The organism is Zoogloea sp. (assembly GCF_028689785.1).
Lineage (GTDB): Bacteria > Pseudomonadota > Gammaproteobacteria > Burkholderiales > Rhodocyclaceae > Zoogloea.
On sequence record NZ_JAQVCN010000029.1, the window covers coordinates 25,635 to 52,038 of the forward strand.

Consider the following 26,404-nt stretch of genomic DNA (forward strand, 5'->3'; position numbering starts at 1 on the left):
GAGAAGGGGGCGGAGAGCGATCTGGAGGCTTGGCACGATAGCTGCAAAGGGAAGGGCGCTGGGCCCGTGGGCTGCGAGGCAGCTTCAGCGAGTCGGAATGTGTTTCGGGTTTTGCGGTGCATTCGTTGTGGCGATGTCCGGAATTGCCAGATAGGCAATCCGGGCGGCGCCTGATCAATCGTGTTTCAGGGAGTCTCTTGATGCTTGTGAGAAAAGCTGTGTATGTGGCGGTCATGATGGCCGTGACGACGTCGGTCATTGGTGCGGAAACGGAAAAGAAGCCCGCGGTGGCGGCTAAATCCACTGTTCCCAATGGCTGGGCCTATCTGCCGGTGAAGTCCCCGGAGGTGCCGGCCGTCAAGCAGGCCAAATGGGCACGTACCCCCATCGACAATTTCGTGCTGGCGCGCCTGGAGGAAAAGGGCATCAAGCCGGCCGCCGAGTCTGATCGGGCCACTTTCATCCGCCGCGCCACGCTGGACGCCTGGGGCCTGTTGCCGACGCCGGAGGAGGTTCAGGCCTTCGTCAATGACAAGTCTCCCAACGCCTACGAGAAGCTCGTGGACCGGCTGCTGGCGTCCCATCATTTTGGTGAGCGCCAGGCGCGGCGCTGGCTTGATCTGGCGCGCTATGCCGACAGCTCGGGCTTCCAGAACGACACGACCCGGCCTAACAACTGGCGTTATCGCGACTATGTGATCAGCGCCTTCAATGCCGACAAGCCCTTCGACCGCTTCATCAAGGAGCAGGTGGCCGGGGACGAGCTGTGGCCCGACAGTCAGGATGCCAAGGTAGCGACCGGCTTCCTGGGAGGCTACCCGGACAACCACAATTCCCGCGATCTGGTGCAACGCAAATACCAGATCACCACCGACATCACCGACACCATCGGCGAAACCTTCCTGGCTTCCACCACGGGCTGCGCCCGTTGCCACAATCACAAGGCCGACAAGCTCAGCCAGAAGGAGTACTTCCAGCTCCAGGCCTTCTTTGCCAATACGGCCTTCGATTTGCGCACGCCGCTTGCCAAGGGCACCGAAACCGCCTGGGACAAGAAGTTTGCCGAACAACAGGCCAGGTACAGGGAGGCCACCAAAGAGATCCGCGACAAGATGGCCGCCGTTGTGGCGCCCTATCGTGAAGCCGGCATCAAGTATCAGAAGGAGCGCTACCTGACCGACAGCCGGGAGTCCATCTTCAAGGCCGAGAAGGACTGGAACGCCCTTGATCGCTGGGTCAACTTCCGTCACAAGATGGTCTTCAATGCCGATACCGATCTGGCGGGCTACCTGAGGCTGACCGCCGAGACCAAGGATCACGCGGACCACTCGCCGGAGCGGATCACCGCCTGGAAGGAGTACCAGAAGCTCCAGGCGGAGCTGCGCAAGTTCGAGCATCTGCGCCCCATTGGCGGTTCGAACTTCATCACCGCGGCCACCGAGTTGGGCCAGACCGATTCGCCTCCGACCTTCGTCCGTTTCGGCGGCATCCACGAGCGTCCCACTGAAGAAGTTCAGCCGGGCATTCCGGCTCTGTGGGGCGGCGACAAGATCGACATCAAGCCGACGGCCAATTCGTCGGGGCGCCGCACCGCCCTGGCTGGCTGGCTGGCCAGCCCGAACAACCCTCTCACGGCACGGGTCTATGTGAATCGGGTGTGGAGCCAGTACTTCGACAAGGGCATCGTCAATACCCCTGCGGATTTCGGTCGTGCCGGCGAGAAGCCGACCCATCCGGAGCTGCTCGACTACCTGGCTTCGAATTTCGTCAAGAACGGCTGGAGTGTGAAGAAGCTGCAGCGGGAGATCCTGCTGTCCAGCGTCTATCGTCAGTCCTCTGCGCCGCGGGATGATGTGGCCAAGCTCGATCCGAAGAACGAACTGCTGGCGGTCTATCCCCGCAAGCGCCTGGAGGCCGAGGAGATCCGCGATGCATTGTTGTATGCATCCGGTCAGCTGACCGACGTGGTTGGCGGTCCGTCCGTGTTCCCGCCCATCGCCAAGGTGCTGGAGAACGGCCGCGCCGATTTCGACGGCAACCGCCAATGGACGGTGTCCACCGACAAGGCCGACTGGAACCGTCGCAGCATCTACATCTTCAGCCGCCGCAGCCTGCCTTACCCGCTGCTGCAGAACTTCGATCCGGCCAATCCTTCCCAGGCCCACCACAAGCGTGACGTGACCACCACACCACTGCAGGCCCTCACCCTGTTCAACAGCGACATCGTCGTGAATTGGTCTCAGGCGCTGGCTGGCCGGATCATCAATGAAGTGGGCAAGGACGAGACGGCCCAGTTCAACCGCCTCTACCAGATCCTCTTCTCCCGGGAGCCGAACAAGGCCGAAGCTGTCGCGCTCAAGGCCTTCCTGGCGAAGGAAGAGGGCCTTGTCCAGAAGAAGGTGGCCGCCGGCAGGTTCGAAGCTGCAGTGCCCACTGGCTTGAAGGACCCGAGCCTCATCAATCCGGTGCGTGGTGCTGCCTTCGTGGATCTGGTGCATACCGTGGCCAACTCCAACGACTTCGCCTATCGCTTCTGAGTAAGCCCCCAATAGCAGACAACAAGACTCCATAAGGAACAATGACCATGAGTACCAACCGTCGAGACTTTCTCCTCAAGGCCGGGCTGGGTGTGGGCGGCATTGCCGCCAGCGGCTTCATCCCGGGCGTGGGCTTCATCAACGCGGCCACCGCCGCCGAGCTGATCGACCCGCTGGCCCCCAAGCAGCCGCACTTCCCGGGCAAGGTCAAGTCGGTGATCTGGCTCCACCAGAACGGCGCGCCCTCGACTCTCGACCTGTACGACTACAAGCCCGAGCTGGTGAAGCTCGCCGGGCAGCCGGTGCCGGCTTCCTTCATGAAGGGCATCAAGACCTCCACCCAGGGGGGGGTGAACAAGCTGTTCTATTCCAATCAGCGCACGTTCAAGCAGTACGGCGAGAGCGGCGCCTGGTTCTCCGAGCTGCTGCCCAATCTGGCCCAGCACGCCGACAAGCTGGCCTTCATCAAATCCAGTGTCACGGTGGGCGCCACCCACGACATCTCCATCCTCAAGCTCAACACCGGCGACCTCAATCCCGGCCGGCCGTCCCTGGGGGCGTGGGTCAACTACGCCCTGGGCTCCCTCAATCCCGACCTGCCGTCCTATGTGGTGCTCTACAACGGCGAGCAGGAGCCCAGCGCCGGCTCGGTCAATTGGAGCTCCGGCTTCCTGCCGGCCGTCTATCAGGGCACGGCCTTCCGGCCTGGGGATTCCCCCATCATCTATCTGGACCGCCCCGAACTGCGCTCCGCCGACCAGCAGCGCGCCTCCCTGGATCTGCTCAAGCACCTCAACCGTCTGGGCGGTGAGCGTCGCCCCAACGACACCGAGCTGCGCGCCCGCCTGGAGTCCTACGAGCTGGCCGACCGCATGCAGAAGGCTGCGCCGGAGGCCGTCGATCTCTCCAAGGAGTCCGAGGCCACCCTCAAGCTCTACGGCATCGACGATCCGACCAGCGAAAGCTATGGTCGTGTGCTGTTGCGCGCCCGCCGGCTGGTCGAGCGGGGCGTGCGCTTTGTCCAGGTGGTGTCCGGCTACCCCAGCAACATCTCCGACCAGGAGCGCCGCAGCTGGGACGCCCACAGTGACCTGGACGGCAACCACGGTACCCAGGCGCGCATGGTGGACAAGCCCATCGCCGGTCTGCTGCAGGATCTGAAGACCCTTGGCCTGCTCGACTCCACCCTGGTGGTGTGGGCGTCGGAGTTCTCCCGCACCCCGTGGGGCGAGAGCGGCACCGGCCGCGACCACAACCCCTGGGGCTACACCCAGTGGATTGCCGGTGGTGGCGTCAAGGCTGGCTTTACCTACGGCGAGACCGACGAGCTTGGTGTGCAGGTGGCGGACAAGGACAAGGGCGTGGACACCTACGACCTCCACGCCACCGTGCTGCACCTGCTGGGCCTGGATCACCTCAAGACCACCTTCGTCAACAATGGCCGCTCCGAGCGCCCGACGGTGGTTTATGGCAAGGTGGTCAAGGAGCTGCTGGCCTGATGCCGGTCGGCTTCCGCTTCCTTCGATGACAACAAGGAAGGCGGCCGGCATGAATGGCCGGCTGCCCTTCCGGGACAAACCCCAATGAACAAGCAATTGATCAGAAATACCCTTCTGTCCGGCCTGCTGCTGTCGGCTGCCCTTGCCACCCCCGCCCTGGCCGATCTCAAGGAAGGGGACAAGGCCCCGGACTTCACTGCCCAGGCATCCCTGGCGGGCAAGGCCTTCAACTACACCTTCAAGGACGCCCTGAAGAAGGGCCCCGTGGTGGTCTATTTCTATCCCTCGGCCTTTACCGGCGGCTGCAACCTGCAGGCCCACACCTTCGCCGAGAACATCGACAAGTTTGCTGCTGCCGGGGCCACCGTGATCGGCGTGTCCCTGGACAGCATCAAGCGCCTCAACGCCTTCTCGGCCGACCCCGAATACTGCGCCGGCAAGCTGGCCGTGGCCTCCGACCCGGAGGGCCGGATTGCGCGCTCCTTCGATCTGGCCGTGGCCGACATCCCGGCGGGCCGCAAGGACACCCGTGGGCAGGACATCGACCATGGCCGGGTGGATCGGGTGACCTTCGTCATCAAGCCCGATGGCAAGGTGGCAGCCACCATCGGCGGCGTGGCCCCTGTGGCCAACGTGGAGAAGGCCCTTGAGACCGTGAACCGTCTGGCCTTGGCACGACGCTGAGGGCCCGGTTTCGATGACGGATTCGAGGGGGGCAAAGTGGGCCCCGCGGTGGCGCCCGGCCATGGCAATGGTGGGGGTGGTGTTGGCCGGATGCCTGCTGGCAGCGCCGGCCGGGGCGCAGTCGGCCAAGCCCCCGGCAGCCCGGGGGCAGGGCAAGGCTCCGGCTGCGGCAGTGGTATCGGCCCAGGTTCAGGGGCTCCGGGGTGATCCTGTCCGTGGTCTGAAGAAGTCCGATGACGAGCGCTGCCAGGAGTGCCACGGGGCGGATGGCAACGGGCTCGGGCACAGCGAGGGTTCTGAAGGGCGCCTGCCCAAGCTGGCCGGGCAGCCGGTGGAGTATCTGCTGAAACAGCTGGACAACTTCCGCAGCGGCGCCCGCAAGCACGATGTGATGAGCATGATGGCGCGGACAGTGACACCCGCCGATCTGGCCGATATCGCCGCCTACTTCGCCAGCCAGCCGCCGATGAAGGGGGATGGCTCGGGGGACAACCCGGTGGGCCGGGGGCTGTACGAGAGGGGTGATGCAGGCCGTGGCATTGCCGCCTGCATCACCTGCCATGGGCCCGGCGGGAAGGGCCTCGCCGGGGCAGGGGCCGAGTCGCCGCGGCTCGGTGGCCAGGAGTGGCGTTACCTGGAAAAGCAGCTGCTCGACTGGCGCAGCGGGGACCGCAGCAACAGCCGGGATGGGGTGATGAACAGCCAGATCCGCCCCCTCAGCGATGAGGAGATCCGGGCCCTGAGCAGCTACCTTTCGGGCCTCCCCTGAGCAGGGTGTCGGCCTGGCAGGCAGCCGCGTATTGGGGCGCCGAGGAAAAGCCGCTGTGCGGGTGCCGTCGAATCACCTTTTCAAGGGCATGAGCCCTTTCATCCAACTGCTTGCAAGAGTGCCCTGGTGGCCATGGCCTTTGGCGACCTGGTGAGCGCAGGCATTTCGTAAGACCCGACCGGGGCGGCGCACGCCGTTCCCCGCATTCAATAAACCGGAACCATGAAAACCAAGCTTGCCTATCTCGCCCTGACCGCCATCTTTGCCGGCAGTGCCTATGCCGCCACCAGTGCCGTGGATGAAGACTTCATGCGCAACATCGAAGACACCTTCAAAAGCGCCGATTCGGCCATTGGCCTGAAGGATGCCAAGACCGCCACCGCCGACGCCAAGGAGCTGGAGAAGCTCTTTGCCGAGGTGGTCGACCACTACGTGAAGAAGGGGGATGCGGAAGAAGGGGTGAAACTCTCGGAAAAGAGTGTCGCGCTGTCGAAGCAGATCGTCGTCACCGTTGCCGCCAAGGATTTCGACTCGGCCGCCGCCGCATCCGCCGAACTGGGCCGCGCCTGCAAGAGCTGCCACAACGTGTACAAGCAGGATTGAGGGTGCCGCTACCCCCGGCCGCTGGTGGCCTCCCCGAAAGGAGTCCGTGCATGCGCAACATCACTCTCTTCGTCTGGCTCTCGGTGCTTGGCGCGATCGTCGCCGGGCTGGGCCTGGCCGCAGCGGAAGAGGATTCACGCCAGATCGAGGCAAGCGACGCCCCCGAACTCTCGTTTATCGAGATCCTGATCGGCCGAGTCTGCGTCTGTTACGAAAAAGACCGGACTAGCCCGGCGTAGACGCCACCCTGCGCCAGCAGTTCGTCATGGTTACCGCGCTCCACGATCCGCCCCCGCTGCAGCACGACGATAAGATCGGCGCGGCGGATGGTGGACAGTCGATGCGCGATAGTGATGGTTGTGCGGTCTTTCGACAGAGCCTCCAGCGCCTTGGTCAAGGCTTGTTCGGTGCGGACATCGAGCGCACTGGTGGCTTCATCGAGCAATAGCACTGGTGGATTGCGCAGGATGGTGCGAGCCAGCGCCAGGCGCTGTTTCTCTCCGCCTGAGAAACGCTGGCCGCGTTCACCGACCAGCGTCTCGTACCCGTCGGGCAGCGCCTCGATGACGGCATCGAGTTGCGCGGCCCTGGCGGCGGCCAACAGTTCGTCATCGGTCGCATCCGGCTTGGCGAAACGCAGGTTGTCCGCCACCGAGGCATGTAACAGGTACGGCTCCTGGGAAACCACACCGAGCATGTCGGTCAATGACTGGAAGCTGAGATCGCACACGTCGACACCGTCGTAGCGGATCGAGCCGCCATCCACGTCGTACAGCCGGGCCAGCAGGTGGGCGAGCGTGGTCTTGCCCGATCCGGTGGCGCCGACGATGGCGACGTGGGTGCCTGCCGCAATGTCGATACTGATGTCCTCCAGTACCGGCGCACTGTGCGGGTCATAGCGGAAGCTGACGCCATCGACCGTCACCTGGCCGCGCATCTGCGCGCGCTCTAGGCTCACCGCAGCGGCACGCTCGGTGATCTCGACGGGAGTGTCCAGGTACTCGAAGATGCGCGCGAACAGCGCGCGGGTGGTACGCAGGTCACGCCCCAACTGAAGCAACTGCTCGAAAGGCCAGAGCAACTGCTCCTGCAGGGCGATCATGGCCACCAGCGTGCCGATGGTCAGCGGTGTGCTGCCGCCCATCAACCAGCCACCGAGCAGCAGCGTCAGCGCAGGCAGGATCGAGAGCGTCAAACCGATCAGTGCCCACTGCCATTCGCCGGCGGTACGCGAGCGCACCTCCAGTGCCGCGACCTCCCGCGAAGTTCGCGAGAACCGGCGAACCAGAAAGCCACTGCGGCCCATGGTGCGGGCGAGGATGATGCCGGAAAGCGACAAGGACTCCTGCACCGCCGCGGACAGATCCGCCTGCCTGGCCTGCTGCTCGAAAGTAATGGCCTCGCGCAATTTGGCGACCCATTGGCTGATCACGACCGTCAGCGGAACGACCAGCAGCGAAAACAGCGCCAGCCGCCAGTCAAGCAGCCACATGGCGAGCGCCGTCATCAGCACCGTGCTGAGGCTGCGCGCCAGCTCGTTGCCGGCATCAGTCACCAGCGATTGCAGGCCGCCGATGTCATTGGCGATGCGCGACTGGATCTCGCCGGTACGGTTGCCCGCGAAGAATCGCAGCGACAGCGACTGCAGGTGTGCGTACACACGCACCCGCAAGTCGTGCAGGATCGCCTGACCGATACGGGCCGACAGAATGGTCTGCACCGTACTGATCGCAGCCCCCAGCACCGCCACCGCAACCAGCCCGCCGACCAGCCAGAGCAACAGGGGAAAATTGTCGCCAGGCAATGCATCGTCGATGATGGCCCGCAGCAAAAAGGGCGCGGCCATGCCGATCATGGAGCCAACTATCAACAGCACCACGACCGCTAGAACTTTCAGCCGGTAGGGCATGAACAAGGCGAACACCCGCTTCATGGAAACGTGTGCGGCGGCGAGTTCCTCGTAGTCCTGCCGCGAGTTTGCGGACGGTTCTGCTGGTGCCTGCATCTCTCTCTATCATCCAAAGACGGCGATCCGGCTCGCCAAGGTGTGGCCAGTAAGGTCGTCTGAACCCATCATTCGGGCGCCCACCGATGCACACACGCCGCAGGCGCCATGGAGATTGCGTGGACACGACAGGGCATCATGAAGTGAAGCGGTGGTACCGATGGTCGAGGTCGGATAGCCCCGGGGCAGCCCGTTTCACCCTGCTTTTGAACAGGGCAACATACGGGTCAATACGTCGTCGCGGCGTACCCGGTGATGAAACAAAGCCGCGGCCACGTGCAGTGCGACGACGCCCCAGGCCACCCACTTGCCCAGGAAGTGATGCACCACGTCGATGGGCATCTCGAATGCCTTCCAGGTAACGTCGAAGGTTCGGCTGATCCAGGAAAACAGCGCGGTTTCATTGAATCCCGTAACAGAGAACAGCCCGAAGTCGGTCGAAGCGTGCGTGCCCAAGTAGCCCGTCAGCGGCATCAAAATCAACAGGCCGTACAGTCCCACGTGCGCGACATGGGCAAGCCAGTGCTCCAGCTTCGATCCCGGAGGCTCTTCGGGTTGCACATCCAGCAGACGCCAAAGCAGCCGGGGCAACACCAGAAAACCGACCAGCAAGCCAAGTATCCAATGGATGTTGAGCACGAGCAGGGATTCGGGCTGGGTATCGTAGTCCATGAACCAGATGACGTAATAGACGACGATGTAAGCGCCGATGAAGGCCGCCGCGCTCGTCCAGTGGAAGAGCTTTGCCAAAGCACCAAATCGGGTCTTGTTATTGCGCCATTGCATCGGGAATGTCCTTCTGGGTGAATAGGCTACGCGTGCTACAGGTGTGAATCGCCCGAAGCCGTGATTTTGCCAACCGCCGATTGAGCCACGATGTAGCTATCTTGGAGAACGTGTGGAGAAGGCGTAGACGTCGCGACCCAAGCTCAGGTCGACCAATCCTTTGCCGCCACCAACCTGGGCGGCGTGCGCGACGCGGTGGCGGTCGATGATTCCATCCAGCTGATCCAGAACTACTTCAGGAAGTGGTACCGGGTCCGCCTGTTTGCGCCGTCACGGTATCTCCCGCATGCCGCAGGCCTGGGCTTTGTCACCGGGCCCGGCGGCACTCTCGACCGGACGGGCGCCATCGTCATCCGCAGGCAGAAGTACCCCATCGGCTCGGTCATCGCCAGCGAAGGCCCGAAACGCCAGCGACGCTGAATCGCGGCTGGGAGTACTCCCTCGCCGGGAGTGGCCGCGGCACGGTTCCGGGTTAAGCTCGGGCCATCCTCCGATTCCTCGCATCCCATGCACTACCTCTACCTGGCCCTGGCCATCGTCTTCGAGATCTTCGCCACCTCGGCCCTGAAGGCCGCCGACGGCTTCACCCGCCTGATGCCCAGCCTGCTGGTGGTGGTGGGCTATGGCGCGGCCTTCTTCTTCCTGTCCCTGGCCCTGCGCCACCTGTCCATCGGCATCGCCTACGCCATCTGGTCGGGGGCCGGCATCGTGCTGATCAGCGTGGCGGCCTATTTCGTCTACGGCCAGAAGCTCGACACCGCGGCTCTCATCGGCATGGGGCTGATCGTCGCCGGAGTGGTGATCATCCAGGTCTTTTCCAAGTCACAGGCGCACTGAGGGTCAGGGCAGGGGCAGGCTGGAGCTTCCCTTGTGGGGTCGAATGAACTCGATCCCACGGAAGCCCACCGGCCGTCCTTGGGGCGAGTTCTGCGCCGGCATGTAATCACCCCGCCAGGCTTTGAGAGCCTGATGAGGCCCGGTCCGGCCTTGTAAAAAGCTTATCGCCTGAAGTGATGATGATCCCGGCGCAGGAATGTGCTGCAGCTGTTGCTCAGGCAACAGCCAGGGCCAAGCCGGGGGGGCTGGCTGAGGCTGCTGGGCGGCCACATTTGTCTTTGGAATGAAGGCCTTCGGTGCGCATCGCCGCGCCCGGCCGCCCCATGGCGCACAAGTTGCAAACGGAAGCCTGACCGTCCAATAACAACAAGGCCTCCATCATGTTGCGTCCTCGCCCTCTTCGTCCCAGCCTGCTGGCCCTCAGCCTCGCCGCCGCCTTCTCCGGGGGTGCCCACGCCCAGCAGGCCGCCGGCAACGGTGTTGATCTGGATACGGTGATCGTCACCGGCACCCGTACCAAGGCCCGCACCGTCACCTCGTCCCTGTCACCCATCGACCAGATCTCCGCGAAGGAACTGGAAAGCAGTGGCGCCACCGAGCTGGCCACGGTGCTGGCGCGGCTGCTGCCCTCCCTCAACTTTCCGCGGCCCTCGGTGACCGACGCCACCGACGCGGTGCGCCCGGCCCAGCTGCGCGGCCTGTCTCCCGACCACACCCTGGTGCTGGTCAATGGCAAGCGCCGCCACACCACGTCCATCCTCAACTCCAGCGGCACCCAGGGGCGGGGCTCGGCGCCGGTGGATCTCAACGCCATTCCCCTGGCGGCGGTGGAGCGCATCGAGGTGCTTCGCGACGGTGCGGCGGCCCAGTACGGCTCCGATGCCATCGCCGGGGTGATCAACATCGTTCTCAAGAAGGGCGCCGAGGGCGGCGAGGTAGAGGCCAGCTTCGGCCAGTACAGCGAGGGTGACGGCACCCAGCACAAGCAGAGCGCCCATTTCGGCCTGCCCCTGTCGGACAGCGGCTGGCTGCGGGTGGCGGTGGAGAAGCGCGAGCAGAATTCCACCAACCGTGCCCTGCCGGACTTCCGCAACCCGGCCGAGCCCCTTTACGGCAAGGTCAGCCAGCGCTTCGGCGACCCGGACAGCGATCAGGAATCGGTCTTCCTCAATGGCCAGTTCGCCTTCAATGCAGATGTGGAGGCCTACTTTTTCGGCAACTACACCAATCGCAACACCCGCGCGGCGGGCTTCTACCGCCCGGCCCTGGACAGCCGCAACATCCGCGCCATCTACCCTAACGGCTACCTGCCCATCGAGGCCAGCAACAGCATCGACCAGGCCTTCGTGGCCGGTGTGCGTGGCGTCACCGACGGGGGCTGGCGCTGGGATCTGAGCGCCAACTACGGCGTCAATCGCTACCGCCTCAACATCGAGAACAGCCTCAACACCAGCCTGGGGGCAAGCAGCCCGACGCGCTTCTATGACGGCGAGCTGGAGAACGTGCAGACGGTGATCAATGCCGACTTCGCCCGGGAGTTCACCGTCGGCGCCCTGGCCGGCCCGCTGACCCTGGCCTGGGGTCTGGAGACCCGCAACGAGAAGTACGCCATCTCGGCGGGCGAGCCCAACTCCTACTTCGGCACCGGCGCCCAGGTGTTTGCCGGCTTCCGGCCCACCGACGCAGGCACCAACAGCCGCAACAGCAAGGCCGTCTATGCCAGCCTGGAGGCCGACATCACCAAGAAGCTGAGTGGCTCGGTGGCCCTGCGCGCCGAGAACTACAGCGACTTCGGCGACGCCACCTCGGCCAAGCTGGCCGGGCGCTATGCGGTGTCGCCGGCGGTGGCCCTGCGCGGCACGGCGTCCACCGGCTTCCGGGCACCTTCCCTGGTGCAGCAGTATTACTCGACCACCACCACCAGCTTCATCAGCAGCGTGCCCTACGACGTGCGCACCTTCGCGGTGTCCGACCCGGTGGCCCGCCAGCTTGGCGCCGAAGACCTGAAGGCCGAGAAATCCACCAACTTCAGCCTGGGCGTGGTGCTGCAGCCAGTGCGCAACCTCACCACCTCCATCGACGCCTACCAGGTGGACATCCGCGACCGCATCGTGCTGTCCGAAAACCTCACCGGTACGGCGGTGCGCAACTTTCTTACCGCCAACGGCTACCCCAACACCGATGGCGGGCGCTACTTCACCAACGGCATCGACACCCGCACCCGCGGTATCGACCTGGTCAGCACCTATCGCCTCGATCTGGGCAGCCGGGGCAGGGTGGATCTGAGCCTGGGCTTCAACTACAACACCACCGACATCACCCACGTGGCGTCCAACCCGGCCATCCTGGCCCAGAACGGCCTGGCGGTGACGCGCATCGGCCGGGCCGAAACCGGGCGCATCACCAAGGGCGTGCCTTCGGACAAGCTGACCCTCGGCGCCGACTATGGCTTTGGCGCCTGGAACCTGCGCGGGCTGCTCACCCGTTACGGCGAGTTCACCGCCTTCCACGCCAGCAACCCGGCCCTGGACCAGACCTTCAACGCCGCCTGGGTGCTGGACCTGGCCACCAGTTACAAGCTGCGCAAGTGGACTTTCACGGCCGGGGTGGACAACCTCACCGACCGCTATCCCAACCGCCTCACCGCGGCCACCACGCCCAATACCGTGCTGCCCTACAGTCAGAGCTCGCCCTTTGGCTTCAACGGCCGCTTTGCCTACCTGAAGGCCGGGTATAGCTGGTAAGGCGGTAACGGCCCGTGACCCACATCACGGGCCGGCAGCCGGATTTCCGAAGCCGGTCCACCTGGCGCCGGCTTCGCGCGTTCTCAACCCTACAGGCCCCGGCACCGTCCGGCCCACCGACTTTTTTCCGATTCCGGCGACCATGTGCCAGCTCCTCGGGCTCAACAGCAATTTGCCCACAGACATCTGCTTCTCCTTCAAGGGCTTCAAGGCCCGGGGCGGCGGCACGGACGTGCATGGGGACGGCTGGGGCATCGCCTTCTTCGACGGCCCCGGGCTGCACATCGTCAATGAGCCGCAGCCCTCCTGCCGCTCGGCCCTGGCAGAGATGATCAGCCACCACCCCTTTCCGGCCAGCAACGTGGTGGCCCACATCCGCAAGGCCACCGTGGGCGCCGTGCGCCTGGAAAACACCCACCCCTTCGCCCGGGAGCAATGGGGCAGCAACTGGGCCTTTGCCCACAACGGCACGCTGCTCGACTTCACCCCGGACTTCGACGGGAGCTTCCGCCCCGTCGGCACCACCGACAGCGAGCGGGCCTTCTGCTGGCTGATGCAGGAGATGCGCCGCCACTTCGGCCAGGTCCGCCCGTCCCTCGACCGGCTCTTCGGGTGGCTCGGCGAGGCCGCCATCACCCTGACCCGCCACGGGGTCATCAACTTCCTGCTCTCCGACGGTGACGTGATGCTGGCCCATTGCTCGACCCGCCTGCACTACGTGATCCGGCAGGCGCCCTTCGGTGAAGTGCATCTGCAGGACGCCAACCTGGGCCTGGACCTCACCACCAGCCTTGACCCGGGCATGCGTACCGTACTGCTGGCCACCGTGCCCCTGACCCGCAACGAACACTGGGTGGCCATGCCGGCCGGCACCCTGTGGGCTTTCCGCGACGGTGCAGTGCTGGCCACCGCCAGCACCCTCGCCGGCCGCATCCCCGAGGGCGCCCAGGCCTGCTCGTGAGGTGGCTGGGAGGTGTTGAGCCGGGGGCTCCGTGGCTTTCCCCGTGGGGTCGAAGTTATTCGACCTGCTCACGCAATGACCGGCAAGCCGATGATCAAAGTCCGCGGTCGAATGAACCTAAAAACCTCAGTTGAAAGGCCTTGGCAGGCTGAAATCCTTTGTCAGCGCGGGTTTCGGCGAGTCTGTGCTATCTGCAGAGCAGTTGGACAGAAATTGCCGAAACCCTTGTCCCATAAGGCTTTCAGCCGGAAATGCACGGTCAACTGAGTTTTCTAGGATGAATTCGACCCCACGGAAGCACCACTCGGCCTGCTGTCTTCCACTTAGCGCTCCGCCCGTGGCAGCCTGAACAGCTCGGCCAGGGCCGGCGCGTACTTGGCGGCGTCGCCGTGCAGGACGAGTTGGCGATGGCGCCACCCAGGGAGTGGCCGTAGACGTACCGGGCCCGCTGGGGATGGTGCCGGGCCAGCCATGCCCAGGCGGCGCGGGCGTCCTCGTAGGCCAGGGTCTCGGTGGGCCGGTCGGGGCTGCTCTTGCCGAAGCCCCGGTAGTCGATGCCGAGCACCGCGAAACCCAGGTCCCGTAGCCGCCGGAAGCGGTAGGACGAGCTGGTCACGTCCCAGCGGGCGCCGTGCAGGAACAGGATGATCGGTGCATCGGTCGCCCCGCTGGTGGCCTCCTGCCAGAGACCATGCAGGCGTACGGGCTTGCCCGATGCTTCCGAAGTGAAATCGATCCACCGTTCCTGCATTTCCGTCAGGGCGGGGGTGTCGATGGTCAGCTTCGTATCGGTGGGCCGGAAGATCAGGCTGCTCTGCAGGCCTTCGAAGCTCGCGCAGCCAGTCAGGCCGACCAGCGCGAGCAGACCGGTGAAGGCCATCTTCGCCGGGAGGCGAGGCGTCATTGCTGCGCGAGGCTCAGCCTGCGTCCTGCCGCCGGGGCAGGCGCCGGACCCAGAATGCCATCTCGAAGGCCACGCCAGCGATGACGAAGCCGGCACTGCCGCTGTCGGCGCCGGCGGCGTAGAGGGCCAGGGCGGCGAGCACCAGGCCAGCGGTGGTCAGTTTGTGCGTCATGGGGGCGCCGATGTGTTCGTCAAAGGGGCAGGCTCACTTCCCGCCGCCGAACTTGCTGTCCGCCGCCTTTGCGTCGGCGGCGATCTTTTCGTTGGCTTCCCGAGCGGCCTGGGCTTCGCTGTTGATGGTCTGGCTGATCAGGTCACTGGTGGCCTTGATGTCGGCGTTGCCTTCCTTCTGAAGGCAGTCGAGCCAGGCGCGCTGGGCCTGGCGGTAGGCATTGACCGTGCCGACGCTTTTGTTGAAGGCGTCGGCGTTCTTCAGGTCGAGGCTCACGGCCGCGGGGCGGGGGCCGCAGGCGTGGGTCCAGGCTCCGTTGTCGATGGGGCCGGCCAGGGCCGGCGCGGCGGTGCCGGTGGTGGCAATGAGGGCAATGGCGTAAAGGGCTTTCATGGGGCGGTTCTCCGGTGGGGCTCAGCCCCTGGGGGCTTTCGGGGTGTCGGGGGTGGCGTCGTTGGCGGCGGCCTTTGTGGCGGGGGGCGTGTTGGCGCCGCCCTTGCCCTTCTTGTCGGGCAGGGCGCGGGGATTGACCGTCTCGCCCTCGGCGAGCAGGTCGGAGGGGCTGCTGACCAGCACCTCGCCAGCCTTCAGGCCCGACAGGATCTCGATGTCCCGGCCCAGGTCGCGGCCCAGGGTGACCTTGCGGAAGGCCACCTTGTTGTCTCCGTCCACCACCAGCACCTGGTTGCCGTGCTGGCCGGTGACAAGCACGTTGGTGGGTACGAGAAGGGCCTTGCTGCTGGCAGAGAGCTTGAAGCTGACTTCGCCGTAGGTGCCGGGCAGCAAGCTGCCGTCGGGGTTGGGCAGTTCCAGTTCGACCTGGCGGGTGCGGGTGGTGGGGTCGAGGGCTCCGGCGGCGTGGGCCACCCGGGCGGTGAAGGTCTTGCCGGGGAGCTCCGGAATGCCCAGGCTCACCTCCTGGCCGGTGCTGATCTCGCTGGCATATACCTGGGGAATCCACAGGCTCAGGCGCAGGGGGTCGGTCTGGGCGAGGGCGAAGAGTTCCTTGCCGTTGGCTGCCACCAGGTCGCCTACTTCGACGCTGCGCCGGGTGATGACGCCGGCGAAGGGGGCCACGATGCGGCGGAAGCCTTTGAGCTGCTCCAGGCGGCGCACGTTGGCTTCGACGGCAGCCAGGTCGGCCCGGGCCTGGGCGGCGGCGCTGCGTTTTTCGTCCAGGTCCTGCCGGGCCACGCTGTCCAGGCTGGAGAGGTGCTCCCAGCGCTTGAGGGTGTCGCGGGTGAGGTCCACGCGGACCCGCACCTGGTCACGGGCGGCCCGGGCCTGGGCCAGTTCCTGGTCCTGCTCGGGGGCTTCGATGGTGGCCAGCAGCTCGCCCTTGCCCACCCTGTCACCGATGGTCTTGTGCCAGGCGGCCAGGTAGCCGCCGCTGCGGGCCAGGATGGTGGTTTCGCTGCGCCCCCGGAGGGTGGCGGGCAGGGTCACGCTGCGCTGGCCATTGCCGGGGCGGGCTACCACGGTGGATACGTTGCGGGTCAGGCTGTCGGCGGTGCGCTGTTCCAGGGCGCGGGCTTCCTGGTGTTCCAGGGCCAGGCGCAGGCCGCCGCCGGCCAGCAGCAGGCCGAGCAGGCTGACCCCGGCGAAGCGGGCGTAGCGCAGGGTCTTGCCGTTGGTGTGGGCGGCGAGGGGAGAGGCGGGGGTGTCGGACATGGTGGGGCTTCCGGTGACGGTCAGGCGTGGGCCAGGCTGGCGCGGGGGGCGCGGCCTTCCAGCCACAGGTGGACCGCGGCAAAGACGAGGGGGACGAAGAGCAGGGTGGAGGTGGTGGCAAAAGCCAGCCCGCCAATCACGGCGCGGCCGAGGGGGGCGTTCTGCTCGGCCCCTTCACCCACCCCGAGGGCCATGGGCAGCATGCCGGCGATCATGGCGAAGGCGGTCATCAGCACCGGGCGCAGGCGGGTGGCGCCGGCCTCCAGGGCCGCGGTGACGGGGGGTACGCCTTCGGCGAGGCGGGTCCGGGCAAAGGACACCAGCAGGATGGCGTTGGCGGTGGCCACCCCCATGGTCATGATGGTGCCGGTCAGGGCCGGCACGCTCAGGGGCGTGCCGCTCAGGAAGAGCAGCCAGGCGATGCCGGCCAGGGCCGCGGGCAGGGCGCTGATGATGATCAGGGGGTCCAGCCAGGACTGGAAGTTGACCACCAGCAGCAGGTACACCAGCACGATGGCCACGGCCAGCCCAAGGGCCAGGCCGGCGTAGGCGTCGTGCAGGGTTTCAACCTGGCCGCGCAGGGTCAGCTCGGCGCCCCGGGGCAAGCGCGGGCGGATCTCGTCGAGGATGGCGCCGATCTCCCGGCTCACGCTGCCCAGGTCGCGCCCTTCCACGTTGGCGTACACGTTGAAGGTCTGCACCGTGTTGTAGGTGGTGACCACCGGGGCCATGGCCTGGCGGCTCAGGGACACCACGTTGCCCAGCAGCTGGGCGCCGTCGGCGTTGCTGCCCACGGGGGTACGCAGCAGGGCGTCGAGGGTTTCCATGGCGGTCTCCGGCGTGCGCACGCCGATGGTGTAGGTGTTGCCGTTGGCGGGGTTGAGCCAGTAGGCCGGGGAGGCCTGCATGCTGCCCGACAGGGAGATCATCACGTTCTGGGCCACATCGCGGGCGGCCAGGCCGAGCTGCTGCAGGCGCACCCGGTCCATGTCCAGGGCCAGGGCAGGTTTGCTCCAGCGCTGATAGACGTGGGCGTCCACGACGCCCGGCACGGCGCGCAGGCGGTTGTTGAGCTCGACCGCCAGAGGGGCGATGTCGGCGGGCTTGCCCCCCGTGAACTGGATGTCGATGGGCGCCGGGGTGCCGAAGTTGAGGGTCTGGCTGACCTGGTCGGCGGGCTGGAAGTAGAACTCGATGCCTGGGAAGCGCTCGGGCAGCAGGGCGCGCAGGCGGGTGATGTAGTCGCCGCTGGGGGCGTGCCCGCGCTTGAGGGATACCATGATCTCGGTGTCGGCGGTCTCGGCCGTGCCGGAGTTGCCGAACAGGGTGTTGCGGGTGGAGTAGGGGCCGCCGACGATGTCCAGGATGTCCTCCAGCTCGGCGGCGGGCACGGTCTCGCGGATCGTCGCCTCCACTTGATCCACCAGCCGGGGCATCTCCTCCAGGCGGATGCCCGAGGCGGCCCGCAGGTGCAGGCGGATCTGGCCTGCATCCACTGCCGGAAAGAGGTCCTGCCCGAGCAGGGGCACCAGCCCCAGGGACAGCAGGCACAGCCCCAGGAAGGCGCTGCCGAAGCGTCGGCGCTGGCGCAGCAGGGCTGCCAGCAGCACCGTGTAGTGGGCCCTGAAGCGGCCGAAGCCGGCCTCGAAGCCCAGGTGGATGCCATGCAGGCGCGCCGCCAGCCCGCTGGCCGGGGCCGGGGCGTGGCCGCCGGGGTGGCGGCGCATCATGTACATCACCAGGGTGGGCACCAGGGTCCGCGACAGCAGGTAGGAGGCCAGCATGGCAAAGATCACCGCCTCGGCCAGGGGCACGAAGAGGGAGCGGGCCACCCCGGTGAGGAAGAACATCGGCACGAAGACGATGCAGATGCACAGGGTGGACACGAAGGCCGGGGCGGCGATCTCCTGGGCGCCGTCGAGGATGGCCTGGTGGGGGGGCTTGCCCAGGGCCATCTGACGCTCGATGTTCTCGATCTCCACGGTGGCGTCATCCACCAGAATGCCCACGGCCAGGGCCAGGCCGCCCAGGGTCATCAGGTTGAGGGTTTCGCCGAGCAGGTAGAGGACGATCAGGGAGACGCAGATGGACAGGGGGATGGACACGGCGATGATGCCGGTGGTGCGCCAGTTGCCCAGAAACAGCAGGATCATCGCGGCGGTCAGGGAGGCGGCGATGAGGGCTTCGTGGAGCACGTTGCCGATGGCCGCCCGCACGAACAGGGACTGGTCGAACATCAGCTTGACCGTCATGTCCTCGGGCAGCTTCTCCATGATGCGGGGAATCTCCCGGCGCACCTGGTCCACCACCTCCAGGGTGGACACGCCACCCACCTTGAACACCGAGGTCAGGATGCCGCGCTCGCCGTTCTGCCGCACGATGGTCTGTAGCGGCCCGGCGCCGTCCCGCACGCTGGCCACGTCACGCACATGGATGGTCCGGCCGTCCACGCTGCGGATGGGGATGTCGCCGATGCGGGCAATGGTGGCCACCGAGCCGTTGAGGGCCACGTCGTACTCCTGGCTACCGATCTTGATGATGCCGGTGGGCAGGGTCAGGGTCTGGTTGCCGATGGCATTGGTCACGTCGGCGGGGGTGAGGCCGCGGGCCAGCAGGGAGGGGGTGTCGATGTCCACCGAAATCTGGCGGTTGCGGGCGCCGAAGGGGGCGGTCAGCTCCACCCCACGCTTGGTGCGCAGGGTGTTGCGCACCACGTCATTGGTCAGCTCGCCCACCTCGGTCTCGGGCACCGTGGCGCTGGACACGCCCAGCTGCAGCAGGGGCAGGTCGGTGGCCGAGTACTGCACCACCTGGGGCGGGGCGATGCCCACCGGCAGCGACCGGTAGGCGGCGTTGGCCCCCGACTGCACCTGGGCCAGGGCGGTGCCGATGTCGGTGCCGGGCTGGAAGAACACCTTGATGATGGCTCCGCCGGCCACCGAGATGGACTCGGTGTGCTCGATGTTGTCCACCGACTGGGTCATGGCCCGCTCGGCCGAGCGGGTGATGCGGCTGTAGATCTCCGGCGCCGGCAGCCCGTTGTAGTTGTAGAGCATCGCCACCACCGGGATGTCGATGGACGGAAAGATGTCCACGGACATCTTCCGCAGCACATAGGGCATGGACAGCAGGATGAGCAGCGCCATCACCAGGAAGGTGTAGGGGCGCCGCAGGGCGATGTTGACGATCCACATGGGGGCAGGGGCTGGCGCGCCGGGAGCAAGCAAACCCTTTCCCTGGGCAATATCCGTTCCACGGCCGCCGGGGCCCGCCGGATGCGGCTTTGGGGCTGAGGGGTCGGCGGGGCCTGTGTTGGCTGGGCAACAGCTTTGCTGCACTGCGGTTGGCTGGCCAGCAGCCGCGGTGGCCCGCAGGCGGTGGCGGGCGGGCTGCGGGGCGGGTTTTGCCTGGTACGGTCCGTGCTGAGGCTCGTCCCGTCCCTTCGTCACCGGAAACGCCTTTTTGTCCATGAGACCCAAGACCCTTCCCCTTGCCGTGGGCCTCGCCCTGGTGTCCCAGGTCGTGCTCGCCCAGGATCTGCCCCGCCCGCCTGAGCCCTTTGCCGGCCGCATTGATCAGGACAAGACCCGGTCCACCCCCGCCTGGCCCAAACAGGTGAAGGCGGCCCCCGGCGCCCCCAACGTGGTGGTGGTGCTCCTCGACGATGTGGGCTTCGGTCAGGCCTCGACCTTTGGTGGTGTGGCCGAAACCCCGGCCCTGGAGGAGCTGGCCCGCAGTGGCCTGTCCTACAACCAGTTCCACGTGGCCAGCCTGTGCTCGCCGACCCGCGCCGCGCTCCTTACCGGGCGCAACCACCACGAGGTCGGTTTCGGCAATGTGGCCAACGCCTCCGCGGGCTTTCCGGGCTACAACTCGGTGTGGGCCAAGGACACCGTATCCCTGGCCGAGGTGCTGCGCCAGAACGGCTACAGCACGGCGGCCTTCGGCAAATGGCACAACACGCCGGAGTGGGAGATCACCCCGGTAGGCCCCTTCGATCACTGGCCCACCAGCCTGGGCTTCGAGTTCTTCTATGGCTTTCATGGCGGCGCCGACAACCAGTGGGAGCCGCGCCTGTTCCGCAACACCAGCGCCGTGGAGCCCAGGGCCACCCCGGCCCAGGGCTACCACCTGACCGCCGACATGACCGACGAGGCCACCCGTTGGCTGCGTAATGTGGACGCGGTGTACCCCGACAAGCCCTTCTTCGTGTGGTTTGCCCCTGGCGGCACCCACTGGCCCCACCACGTGCCCAAGGACTGGATCGAGCGCTACAAGGGCAAGTTCGACAAGGGCTGGGACAGCCTGCGGGAGGAGATCTTTGCGCGCCAGAAAGCCAAGGGTGTGATCCCCGCCAACGCCGTGCTGACCCCGCGTCCGCCCGAGCTGCCGGCCTGGGATTCCCTGCCCGCCGAGCAGCGCCGCCTGCTCGCCCGGGAGGCCGAGGTCACCGCCGCTTTCCTGGCCTACACCGACTATCAAGTGGGCCGCCTGCTGGCCGAGATCCGTGCCCAGGGCAAGGGGGACAACACCATCGTCTTCTACATCGTCGGCGACAACGGCGCCGAGGCCAACACCGCTCTGCTGGGCCGCGACCTGGTGGCGCCGGACGGCACCCCGGCCACGGTGGCCGAGCGGGTCCGGCGCATCGAGGAGCTGGGCGGCCCGGCCTTCGACAACCAGGTGGGCTCCGCCTGGGCATGGACCGACAACACCTCCTTCCAGTACGGCAAGGGCATCCCGGCCTACCTGGGCGGCACCCGCAACCCCCTGGTGGTGTCCTGGCCCAAGGGCATCAAGGACAGGGGCACGGTGCGCAGTCAGTTCAGCCACGCCACCGACATCGCGCCGACCATCTACGAGCTCGCCGGCATCCCGTTTCCCCACAAGGTGGAGGGCGTGGACCAGGTGCCCCTGGCGGGCAGGAGCCTCCGTTACAGCTTCGATCAGCCCGGCGCCGCCAGCCCGCGCGGGGTGCAGTATTTCGAGATCCGCGGCAGCCGGGGCATCTACAAGGATGGCTGGTGGGCCGGGTCGCGGCAGGTCAATCCGGGGGCCAATTCGGCCCTCAACCAGGCGCCCTTCGGCACCCGCCAGTGGGAGCTCTACAACCTGCAGGAAGACTTCACCCAGTCCCGCAACCTGGCTGCCACCCACCCCGAGAAGCTGGCCGAGCTGGTGGCCGCCTTCGACAAGGAAGCCTGGGCCAACGACGTATACCCCCTGCAGCCCGACGTGGGCGTGGGCCGGCCCAGCCTGACCGCCGGCCGCACCCTGTTCACCTATCGCGCCGGGGTGGGGCGGATTCCGTCCCGTAACGGCCCGGACGTCACCCGCCGGGCCCACCGCATCAGCGCCGAGCTGGATTTGTCGGGCAAGGGCGGCGACGGGGTCATCATTGCCAACGGTGGGCGCTGGGGCGGCTTCAGCCTGTTCGTCAAGGACGGGCGGCTGGTGTACGAATCCAACGCCCACGGCCACCGCAGCAGCCACATCGTGGCCGACGGGCGCCTGCCCCGGGGCCCGGTGAAGGTGGAGTTCCGCTTCACCCCCGAGGGCACCCCGCCGGCCGCCGTCACCAATCCGGCGCCCGGTCAGCCCCAGCCGGCGGTGCCCGGCGTCGGGCGGCTGTTCGTCGATGGGCGCCAGGTGGGCGAGGGGCGCATCAGCAAGATCGCCTATGGCAGCTACGACACCCTCGACGTGGGCGCCGACCTGGGCACCCCGGTGAGCCGGGATTACGCCGTGCCCTTCAGCTTTACCGGCCGCCTGGACAAGGTCGAGGTGGAGCTGCTCTGAGCCGCGCCGCCTACCTGGCGTGGGTGGCTCTCCTGGGCCTGCTGCTGGTATGCCCCGGCCTGCTCCGGGCCGAGGCCGGGCGGCCGGCCCACGCCGGCAGTGCTGCCTGCATCAGCTGCCACGCGGAGGAGGGACGGCGCTGGCAGGCTTCCCACCATGCCCTGGCCATGCAGGTGGCCAGCCCGCAGCGCGTGCTGGGGGATTTTGCCGGTGTGGATTTCGTCGATGGCCAACGCCGGGTGCGCTTCTTTCGGCGGGGCGACGGCTTTTTCATCCGCACTGAAGGGCCCGACGGCCGGCCCGGGGATTTCCGGGTCAGCCACACCATCGGCGTGTATCCCCTGCAGCAATACCTGCTGCCCCTGCCCGGCGGCCGCCTGCAGGCCTTTGATGTTGCCTGGGATGCGCGGCCCCGCGAGGAGGGCGGGCAGCGCTGGTTTGCCCTGGCCGCCCATGCCGGGGCCCGGCCCGGCGAGGCCCTGCACTGGACCGGGCGAGAGCTGGAGTGGAACTTCATGTGCGCCGCCTGCCACACCACCGGGCGGGTGCAGGCGGCCGACCCGGGCAGCGGCCGCCCGGCAGGCCACCAGGCCGAGATCGGGGTGGGCTGCGAGGCCTGCCACGGCGCTGGCGCCGATCATGCCCGGGCGCCCCGGGCCGGCGCAGGGCTGCCGGTGCTCACTGCCCGGCTGCGGCGCCAGGTGTTTGCCTTCGACGGCACCGCCCCCATCGCCCGCTTGCGCGGCGAGGCTGGCGCCGGCCAGCGCACGACCGAGGTTTGTGCCCCCTGCCATGCCCGGCGCCAGCAGCTGGTGGCGGCGCCCCGGCCGGAGGCGCCCTTTCTCGACGGCTACACCCCCGCGCTGGTGGAGCCCGGCCTGTATTTCTCCGACGGGCAGATCGACGACGAGGTGTTTGAATACGGCTCTTTTGCCCAGAGCGCCATGCACCGGGCCGGGGTGAGCTGCACCCACTGCCACGACCCCCACGACGGCCGGCCCCGGGCCCCGGGCAATGCCCTGTGCGCCCAGTGCCACCTGCCGGCCCGTTATGACGTTGCCGCCCACCACGGCCACCGGGCCGGCTCACCCGGCGCGGCTTGCACAGCCTGCCACATGCCCACCCGCACCTACATGGGCGTGCATGTGCGCCACGACCACCGCTTCTCCGTACCCCGGCCGGCCCAGTCCGGGCGGCTCGGGACGCCCGACGCCTGCCGTGCCTGCCATACCGACAAGGGGCCGGCCTGGGCCGCCGCCGCGCTGGCCCGCCGGGGCCGGGGCGAAGGCCGAGAGCCACCCCTGGCCGGCGCCCTGGCCGCCCAGTGGCGGGGCGGCTGGCTGGGGCCCCTTTCCCTTGGCCAGGCCCTGGAACTGAGCTATCCGGGCATTCAGCGCGCCAGCCTGCTCGCCGGCCTGACGGCGGGGCGCCCCCTGCCGTCCCCCGATGTGCTCAGCCAGGCGGCGGCAGACAGGGACGGCCTGCTGCGCCTGGGCCTGGCCCGGGCCCTGGTGGCGCTGCCGCCCCCTCAGGCGCTGGCCATCGGCACGCCCCTGCTGGACGACCCCCTGCGGGCGGTGCGCATCGAGGCCGCCCGCAGCCTGGCCGGGCGCAGCAGCGACCCGTTGCCCCAGCCACTCCGCGCCCGCCTTGAGGCTGGTATGGCGGAGGCCCTGCAAGCCGAAGGCGTGGCTGCCGACCGGCCCGAAGCCCACGTCAACCGGGCCCGCCTGCTCCAGGCCCGGGGCGATGGCGCGGCAGCCGGGCAGGCCCTGACGATGGCCCTCAGGCTCGACCCCGCCTTCGTGCCAGCCCTGATCAACCTGGCCGACCTGCACCGGGCGGCGGGGCGCGACGGGGAGGCGGAGGGCCTGCTGCTGCGGGCCGTCGCCGCAGCGCCCCGTTCTGCCGAGGCGTGCCATGCCCTGGGTCTGCTGCGGGTGCGCCAGGGGCGGCGGGCCGAGGCTTTGCCGCTGCTCCAGGAGGCCGCATCCCTGGCCCCGGACGAGGGCCGCTACGCCCTGGTGGTGGCGGTGGCGCTGATGGAGGCCGGGCGCCTGGATACCGCCGCAGGTGTGCTCGAAAACAGCCGCCAGCGCCGGCCCGACGATCCGTCCCTGCTGCGTCTGCTGGCACAGGTGGAGAGCCGGCGTGGCCGAAGTGCCGAGGCCGCCGCCTTGAGCGAGGCCCTGGCGCGGCTCACCCGCCAGCCCTGAGTGCACGCAGTGCAGCAACGCCGTTGAATTTCGAGCAGGTCGGCCGGGCCGGGTGCGCGCCCGGCAACAGTCCGTAGTGCAGCATGGAGCGGGCGGCCGGGGCCCATAACCCTTCCGCCTGGTCGGATTTGTCCTGATGAATCAAGTGAATGGGGCCACCCGGGGGCGGTTATGGGGGCGCTTGCCGGCGGGCTGGCACGCCCCGTGCAAAGTGGGGACGTGGGCCAAGGCCCGTGTTGCCCGTGTTTTTGCCGATTCCTGCCATGAAAGTGACTGCCACCGTGAATGCTCCCGTCAAGGCCGTGCTGGCCACCCTGCTGACCCTGACCACCTTCCAGGCCGCCCAGGCCCAGGAAGCCCTGACCCCCGCCATCGCCGGGGTCGTCAATGCCGGCACCCGGATCGAGCTGATCAAGGACGGCTTCAAGGGCACCGAAGGCCCCATCGCCGCGCCCGATGGCAGCGTGCTGTTCACCGAGAACCAGAACGCCCGGGTCATCCGCATCGCGCCGGATGGCAGCACCTCGGTGTTTCTCGACAACACCAACGGCGTCAATGCCCTGGCCTACGCCCCCAACGGCGATCTGGTGGCCGTGCAGACCCTCGACCCGAAGGTCGGGGTGATCCTGCCCGTCGGCAATATCCGCACCCTGGCCGCCAAGGTGGACGGTGGCTTGGGCTTTGGGCGGCCCAACGATCTGGTGGTGGACCGCAAGGGCTTTGTGTATTTCACCGATTCGGGCGTGAATGCCAATGCCAACCCCAAGCCCGACACCAGCAAGATCGCCAAGCCGGCGGTGTATCGCATCTCGCCGGAGTTCGCCATCGAGCGCCTGGCCAACGATATCGAACGCCCCAACGGCATCCAGCTCAGCCCCGACGAGAAGACCCTCTACGTGGCCAACACCGCCGGCGAGCACGTGCTGGCCTATGACATCGCCGCCAACGGCAAGCTCGGCGCGAAGCGCGAGTTTGCCAGGCTGGAGGGCTTCCGCCAGGCCGATAGTGGTACTGGCAGCGGCCCCACCAGTGGCGCCGACGGCCTGGCCGTGGATGCGGAGGGGCGTCTTTACGTGGCTTCCAATGCTGGTGTCCAGGTGTTCAGCCCCAAGGGTGAGGCCCTGGGCGTGATCGCCCTGCCCAAGCGCCCCCAGAACCTGGCGTTTGCCGGCCCGGGCAAGAAGACCCTCTACGTCGTGGGCAGCGGCTCGGCCTGGCGCATTCCGGTGCTGACCGCCGGCTACGCCGGTCGCGTCAAGTAAGTTTCCCGTTTTTCCGGAGTCCGCCATGAGCCTTAAAACCGCCGCCGATTTCAAGCCCGAAGTGCTCCAGCTCTTCGACAAGTACGTCCATGGCCTCATCCCGCGCCGGGAGTTTCTGGCCCGCGCCGGCCAGTACGCCGTGGCCGGCGTGACCGCCGAGGGGCTGCTCAACGCCCTCAGCCCGCGCTTTGCCGACGCCCAGGAAGTGCAGCACAGCGACCCGCGCATCCAGGCCCGCTACGTGGAATACCCCTCGCCCAAGGGCTACGGCACCCTGCGCGGCTACCTGGTGCAGCCTGCTGGTGCCAAAGGCAGGCTGCCCACCGTGCTGGTGGTGCACGAGAACCGCGGCCTCAACCCGCACATCGAGGACATCGCCCGGCGCCTGGCCCTGGACGGTTTCATCGCCTTTGCCCCGGATGCCCTGTTTCCCCTCGGCGGCTACCCCGGCGACGAGGACAAGGCCCGGGAGCTTTTTCCCAAGCTCGACCAGACCAAGAGCCGGGAAGACTTCATCGCCGCCGTCGCCATCCTCAAGGGCCTGCCCCAGGGCAACGGCAAGGTGGGGGTTACCGGCTTCTGCTACGGCGGCGGCATCTCCAACTTCCTGGCCACCCGAATCCCCGACCTGGCCGCGGCCGTGCCTTTTTACGGCGGCCAGCCGCCGCTGGAGGACGTGGCGAAGATCAAGGCGCCGCTGCTGGTTCATTACGCCTCCGACGACGAACGCATCAACGCCGGATGGCCGAAGTTCGAGGCCGCCCTCACCGCCGCCGGGGTGAAGCACCAGATCTACTTCTATCCCGACACCCTGCACGGCTTCAACAACAACACCACGCCCCGCTACCAGCCGGCCGCCGCCAAGCTCGCCTGGCAGCGCACGGTGGATTTCTTCAGGACACACCTCAAGGCCTGAGTTCCGCACGGGGCAATCCCTTCCTCCCACCTTCAATCC

21 protein-coding genes are annotated in these 26,404 nt (G+C 67.3%); 14 read left to right on the forward strand and 7 right to left on the reverse strand.

Annotation, left to right across the window (positions count from 1 at the left end; all coding sequences use genetic code 11):
* Positions 1-200: 200 nt before the first annotated feature.
* From PHI64_RS13555 to PHI64_RS13580, 6 genes are all read left to right on the forward strand, one after another.
* On the forward strand, positions 201-2,537 hold the full coding sequence (locus PHI64_RS13555; RefSeq protein ID WP_299883657.1) for a DUF1549 and DUF1553 domain-containing protein: 2,337 nt from the start codon (positions 201-203) through the stop codon (positions 2,535-2,537).
* A 47-nt stretch (positions 2,538-2,584) separates the two neighbouring features.
* On the forward strand, positions 2,585-4,036 hold the full coding sequence (locus PHI64_RS13560; protein ID WP_299883659.1) for a DUF1501 domain-containing protein: 1,452 nt from the start codon (positions 2,585-2,587) through the stop codon (positions 4,034-4,036).
* A gap of 84 nt (positions 4,037-4,120) precedes the next feature.
* Positions 4,121-4,720, forward strand: a complete 600-nt coding sequence (locus PHI64_RS13565; RefSeq protein WP_299883661.1) for a peroxiredoxin — start codon at positions 4,121-4,123, stop codon at positions 4,718-4,720.
* 61 nt (positions 4,721-4,781) lie between these two features.
* The gene (locus PHI64_RS13570) at positions 4,782-5,489 is read left to right on the forward strand and encodes a c-type cytochrome (protein ID WP_299883662.1); all 708 of its coding nucleotides are present in this window, start codon (positions 4,782-4,784) and stop codon (positions 5,487-5,489) included.
* Between the two features lie 222 nt (positions 5,490-5,711).
* Positions 5,712-6,092, forward strand: a complete 381-nt coding sequence (locus PHI64_RS13575; protein WP_299883664.1) for a hypothetical protein — start codon at positions 5,712-5,714, stop codon at positions 6,090-6,092.
* 50 nt (positions 6,093-6,142) lie between these two features.
* On the forward strand, positions 6,143-6,331 hold the full coding sequence (locus tag PHI64_RS13580) for a hypothetical protein (RefSeq protein ID WP_299883666.1): 189 nt from the start codon (positions 6,143-6,145) through the stop codon (positions 6,329-6,331).
* Here the strand turns inward: PHI64_RS13580 and PHI64_RS13585 are convergent.
* Together PHI64_RS13585 and PHI64_RS13590 are read right to left on the reverse strand one after the other, a co-directional pair.
* The gene (locus tag PHI64_RS13585) at positions 6,301-8,097 is read right to left on the reverse strand and encodes an ABC transporter ATP-binding protein (protein WP_299883668.1); all 1,797 of its coding nucleotides are present in this window, start codon (positions 8,095-8,097) and stop codon (positions 6,301-6,303) included. The genes PHI64_RS13580 and PHI64_RS13585 overlap by 31 nt on opposite strands.
* 195 nt (positions 8,098-8,292) lie before the next feature.
* Positions 8,293-8,883, reverse strand: a complete 591-nt coding sequence (locus PHI64_RS13590; RefSeq protein ID WP_299883670.1) for a cytochrome b — start codon at positions 8,881-8,883, stop codon at positions 8,293-8,295.
* A 195-nt stretch (positions 8,884-9,078) separates the two neighbouring features.
* Here PHI64_RS13590 and PHI64_RS13595 point away from each other — a divergent pair, with 195 nt between their 5' ends.
* The 4 genes from PHI64_RS13595 to PHI64_RS13610 all read left to right on the forward strand — a co-directional run bounded on the left by PHI64_RS13595 (position 9,079) and on the right by PHI64_RS13610 (position 13,425).
* Entirely contained in the window at positions 9,079-9,303 is a 225-nt protein-coding gene (locus PHI64_RS13595; protein WP_299883672.1) for a hypothetical protein, read from the forward strand.
* An 87-nt stretch (positions 9,304-9,390) separates the two neighbouring features.
* A complete protein-coding gene (locus tag PHI64_RS13600) occupies positions 9,391-9,720 on the forward strand; it encodes an SMR family transporter (protein ID WP_299883675.1) in 330 nt (109 codons plus the stop codon).
* Positions 9,721-10,100: 380 nt separating this feature from the next.
* Positions 10,101-12,464, forward strand: a complete 2,364-nt coding sequence (locus PHI64_RS13605; RefSeq protein ID WP_299883677.1) for a TonB-dependent receptor — start codon at positions 10,101-10,103, stop codon at positions 12,462-12,464.
* Between the two features lie 142 nt (positions 12,465-12,606).
* Positions 12,607-13,425: a class II glutamine amidotransferase gene (locus PHI64_RS13610; RefSeq protein ID WP_299883679.1), complete on the forward strand. Its 819-nt coding sequence runs from the start codon at positions 12,607-12,609 to the stop codon at positions 13,423-13,425.
* A 259-nt stretch (positions 13,426-13,684) separates the two neighbouring features.
* Here the strand turns inward: PHI64_RS13610 and PHI64_RS13615 are convergent, their stop codons facing one another.
* The 5 genes from PHI64_RS13615 to PHI64_RS13635 are packed head-to-tail and all read right to left on the reverse strand — an operon-like array spanning position 13,685 to position 19,366.
* Positions 13,685-14,329 carry an alpha/beta fold hydrolase gene (locus tag PHI64_RS13615; RefSeq protein WP_299883681.1) on the reverse strand — a complete coding sequence of 215 codons (645 nt, stop codon included), beginning with the start codon at positions 14,327-14,329 and terminating at the stop codon, positions 13,685-13,687.
* Positions 14,330-14,342: 13 nt separating this feature from the next.
* Positions 14,343-14,501, reverse strand: coding sequence for a hypothetical protein (locus tag PHI64_RS13620; RefSeq protein ID WP_299883683.1), 159 nt, complete (start codon positions 14,499-14,501; stop codon positions 14,343-14,345).
* Between the two features lie 33 nt (positions 14,502-14,534).
* Positions 14,535-14,894: a hypothetical protein gene (locus PHI64_RS13625; RefSeq protein WP_299883685.1), complete on the reverse strand. Its 360-nt coding sequence runs from the start codon at positions 14,892-14,894 to the stop codon at positions 14,535-14,537.
* 21 nt (positions 14,895-14,915) lie between these two features.
* Entirely contained in the window at positions 14,916-16,172 is a 1,257-nt protein-coding gene (locus PHI64_RS13630; RefSeq protein ID WP_299883687.1) for an efflux RND transporter periplasmic adaptor subunit, read from the reverse strand.
* A 20-nt stretch (positions 16,173-16,192) separates the two neighbouring features.
* Positions 16,193-19,366, reverse strand: coding sequence for an efflux RND transporter permease subunit (locus tag PHI64_RS13635; protein WP_299883689.1), 3,174 nt, complete (start codon positions 19,364-19,366; stop codon positions 16,193-16,195).
* A gap of 274 nt (positions 19,367-19,640) precedes the next feature.
* Between PHI64_RS13635 and PHI64_RS13640 the strand changes: the two genes are divergently transcribed.
* From PHI64_RS13640 to PHI64_RS13655, 4 genes are all read left to right on the forward strand, one after another.
* Positions 19,641-21,971, forward strand: a complete 2,331-nt coding sequence (locus PHI64_RS13640) for an arylsulfatase (RefSeq protein WP_299883691.1) — start codon at positions 19,641-19,643, stop codon at positions 21,969-21,971.
* 23 nt (positions 21,972-21,994) lie between these two features.
* Positions 21,995-24,187 (forward strand): tetratricopeptide repeat protein, encoded by a 2,193-nt coding sequence (locus PHI64_RS13645; RefSeq protein WP_299883693.1) that lies wholly within the window; start codon positions 21,995-21,997, stop codon positions 24,185-24,187.
* 263 nt (positions 24,188-24,450) lie between these two features.
* Positions 24,451-25,449: an SMP-30/gluconolactonase/LRE family protein gene (locus PHI64_RS13650; protein ID WP_299883695.1), complete on the forward strand. Its 999-nt coding sequence runs from the start codon at positions 24,451-24,453 to the stop codon at positions 25,447-25,449.
* A 25-nt stretch (positions 25,450-25,474) separates the two neighbouring features.
* Positions 25,475-26,365: a dienelactone hydrolase family protein gene (locus tag PHI64_RS13655; RefSeq protein WP_299883697.1), complete on the forward strand. Its 891-nt coding sequence runs from the start codon at positions 25,475-25,477 to the stop codon at positions 26,363-26,365.
* The last annotated feature ends 39 nt before the right edge of the window (positions 26,366-26,404 follow it).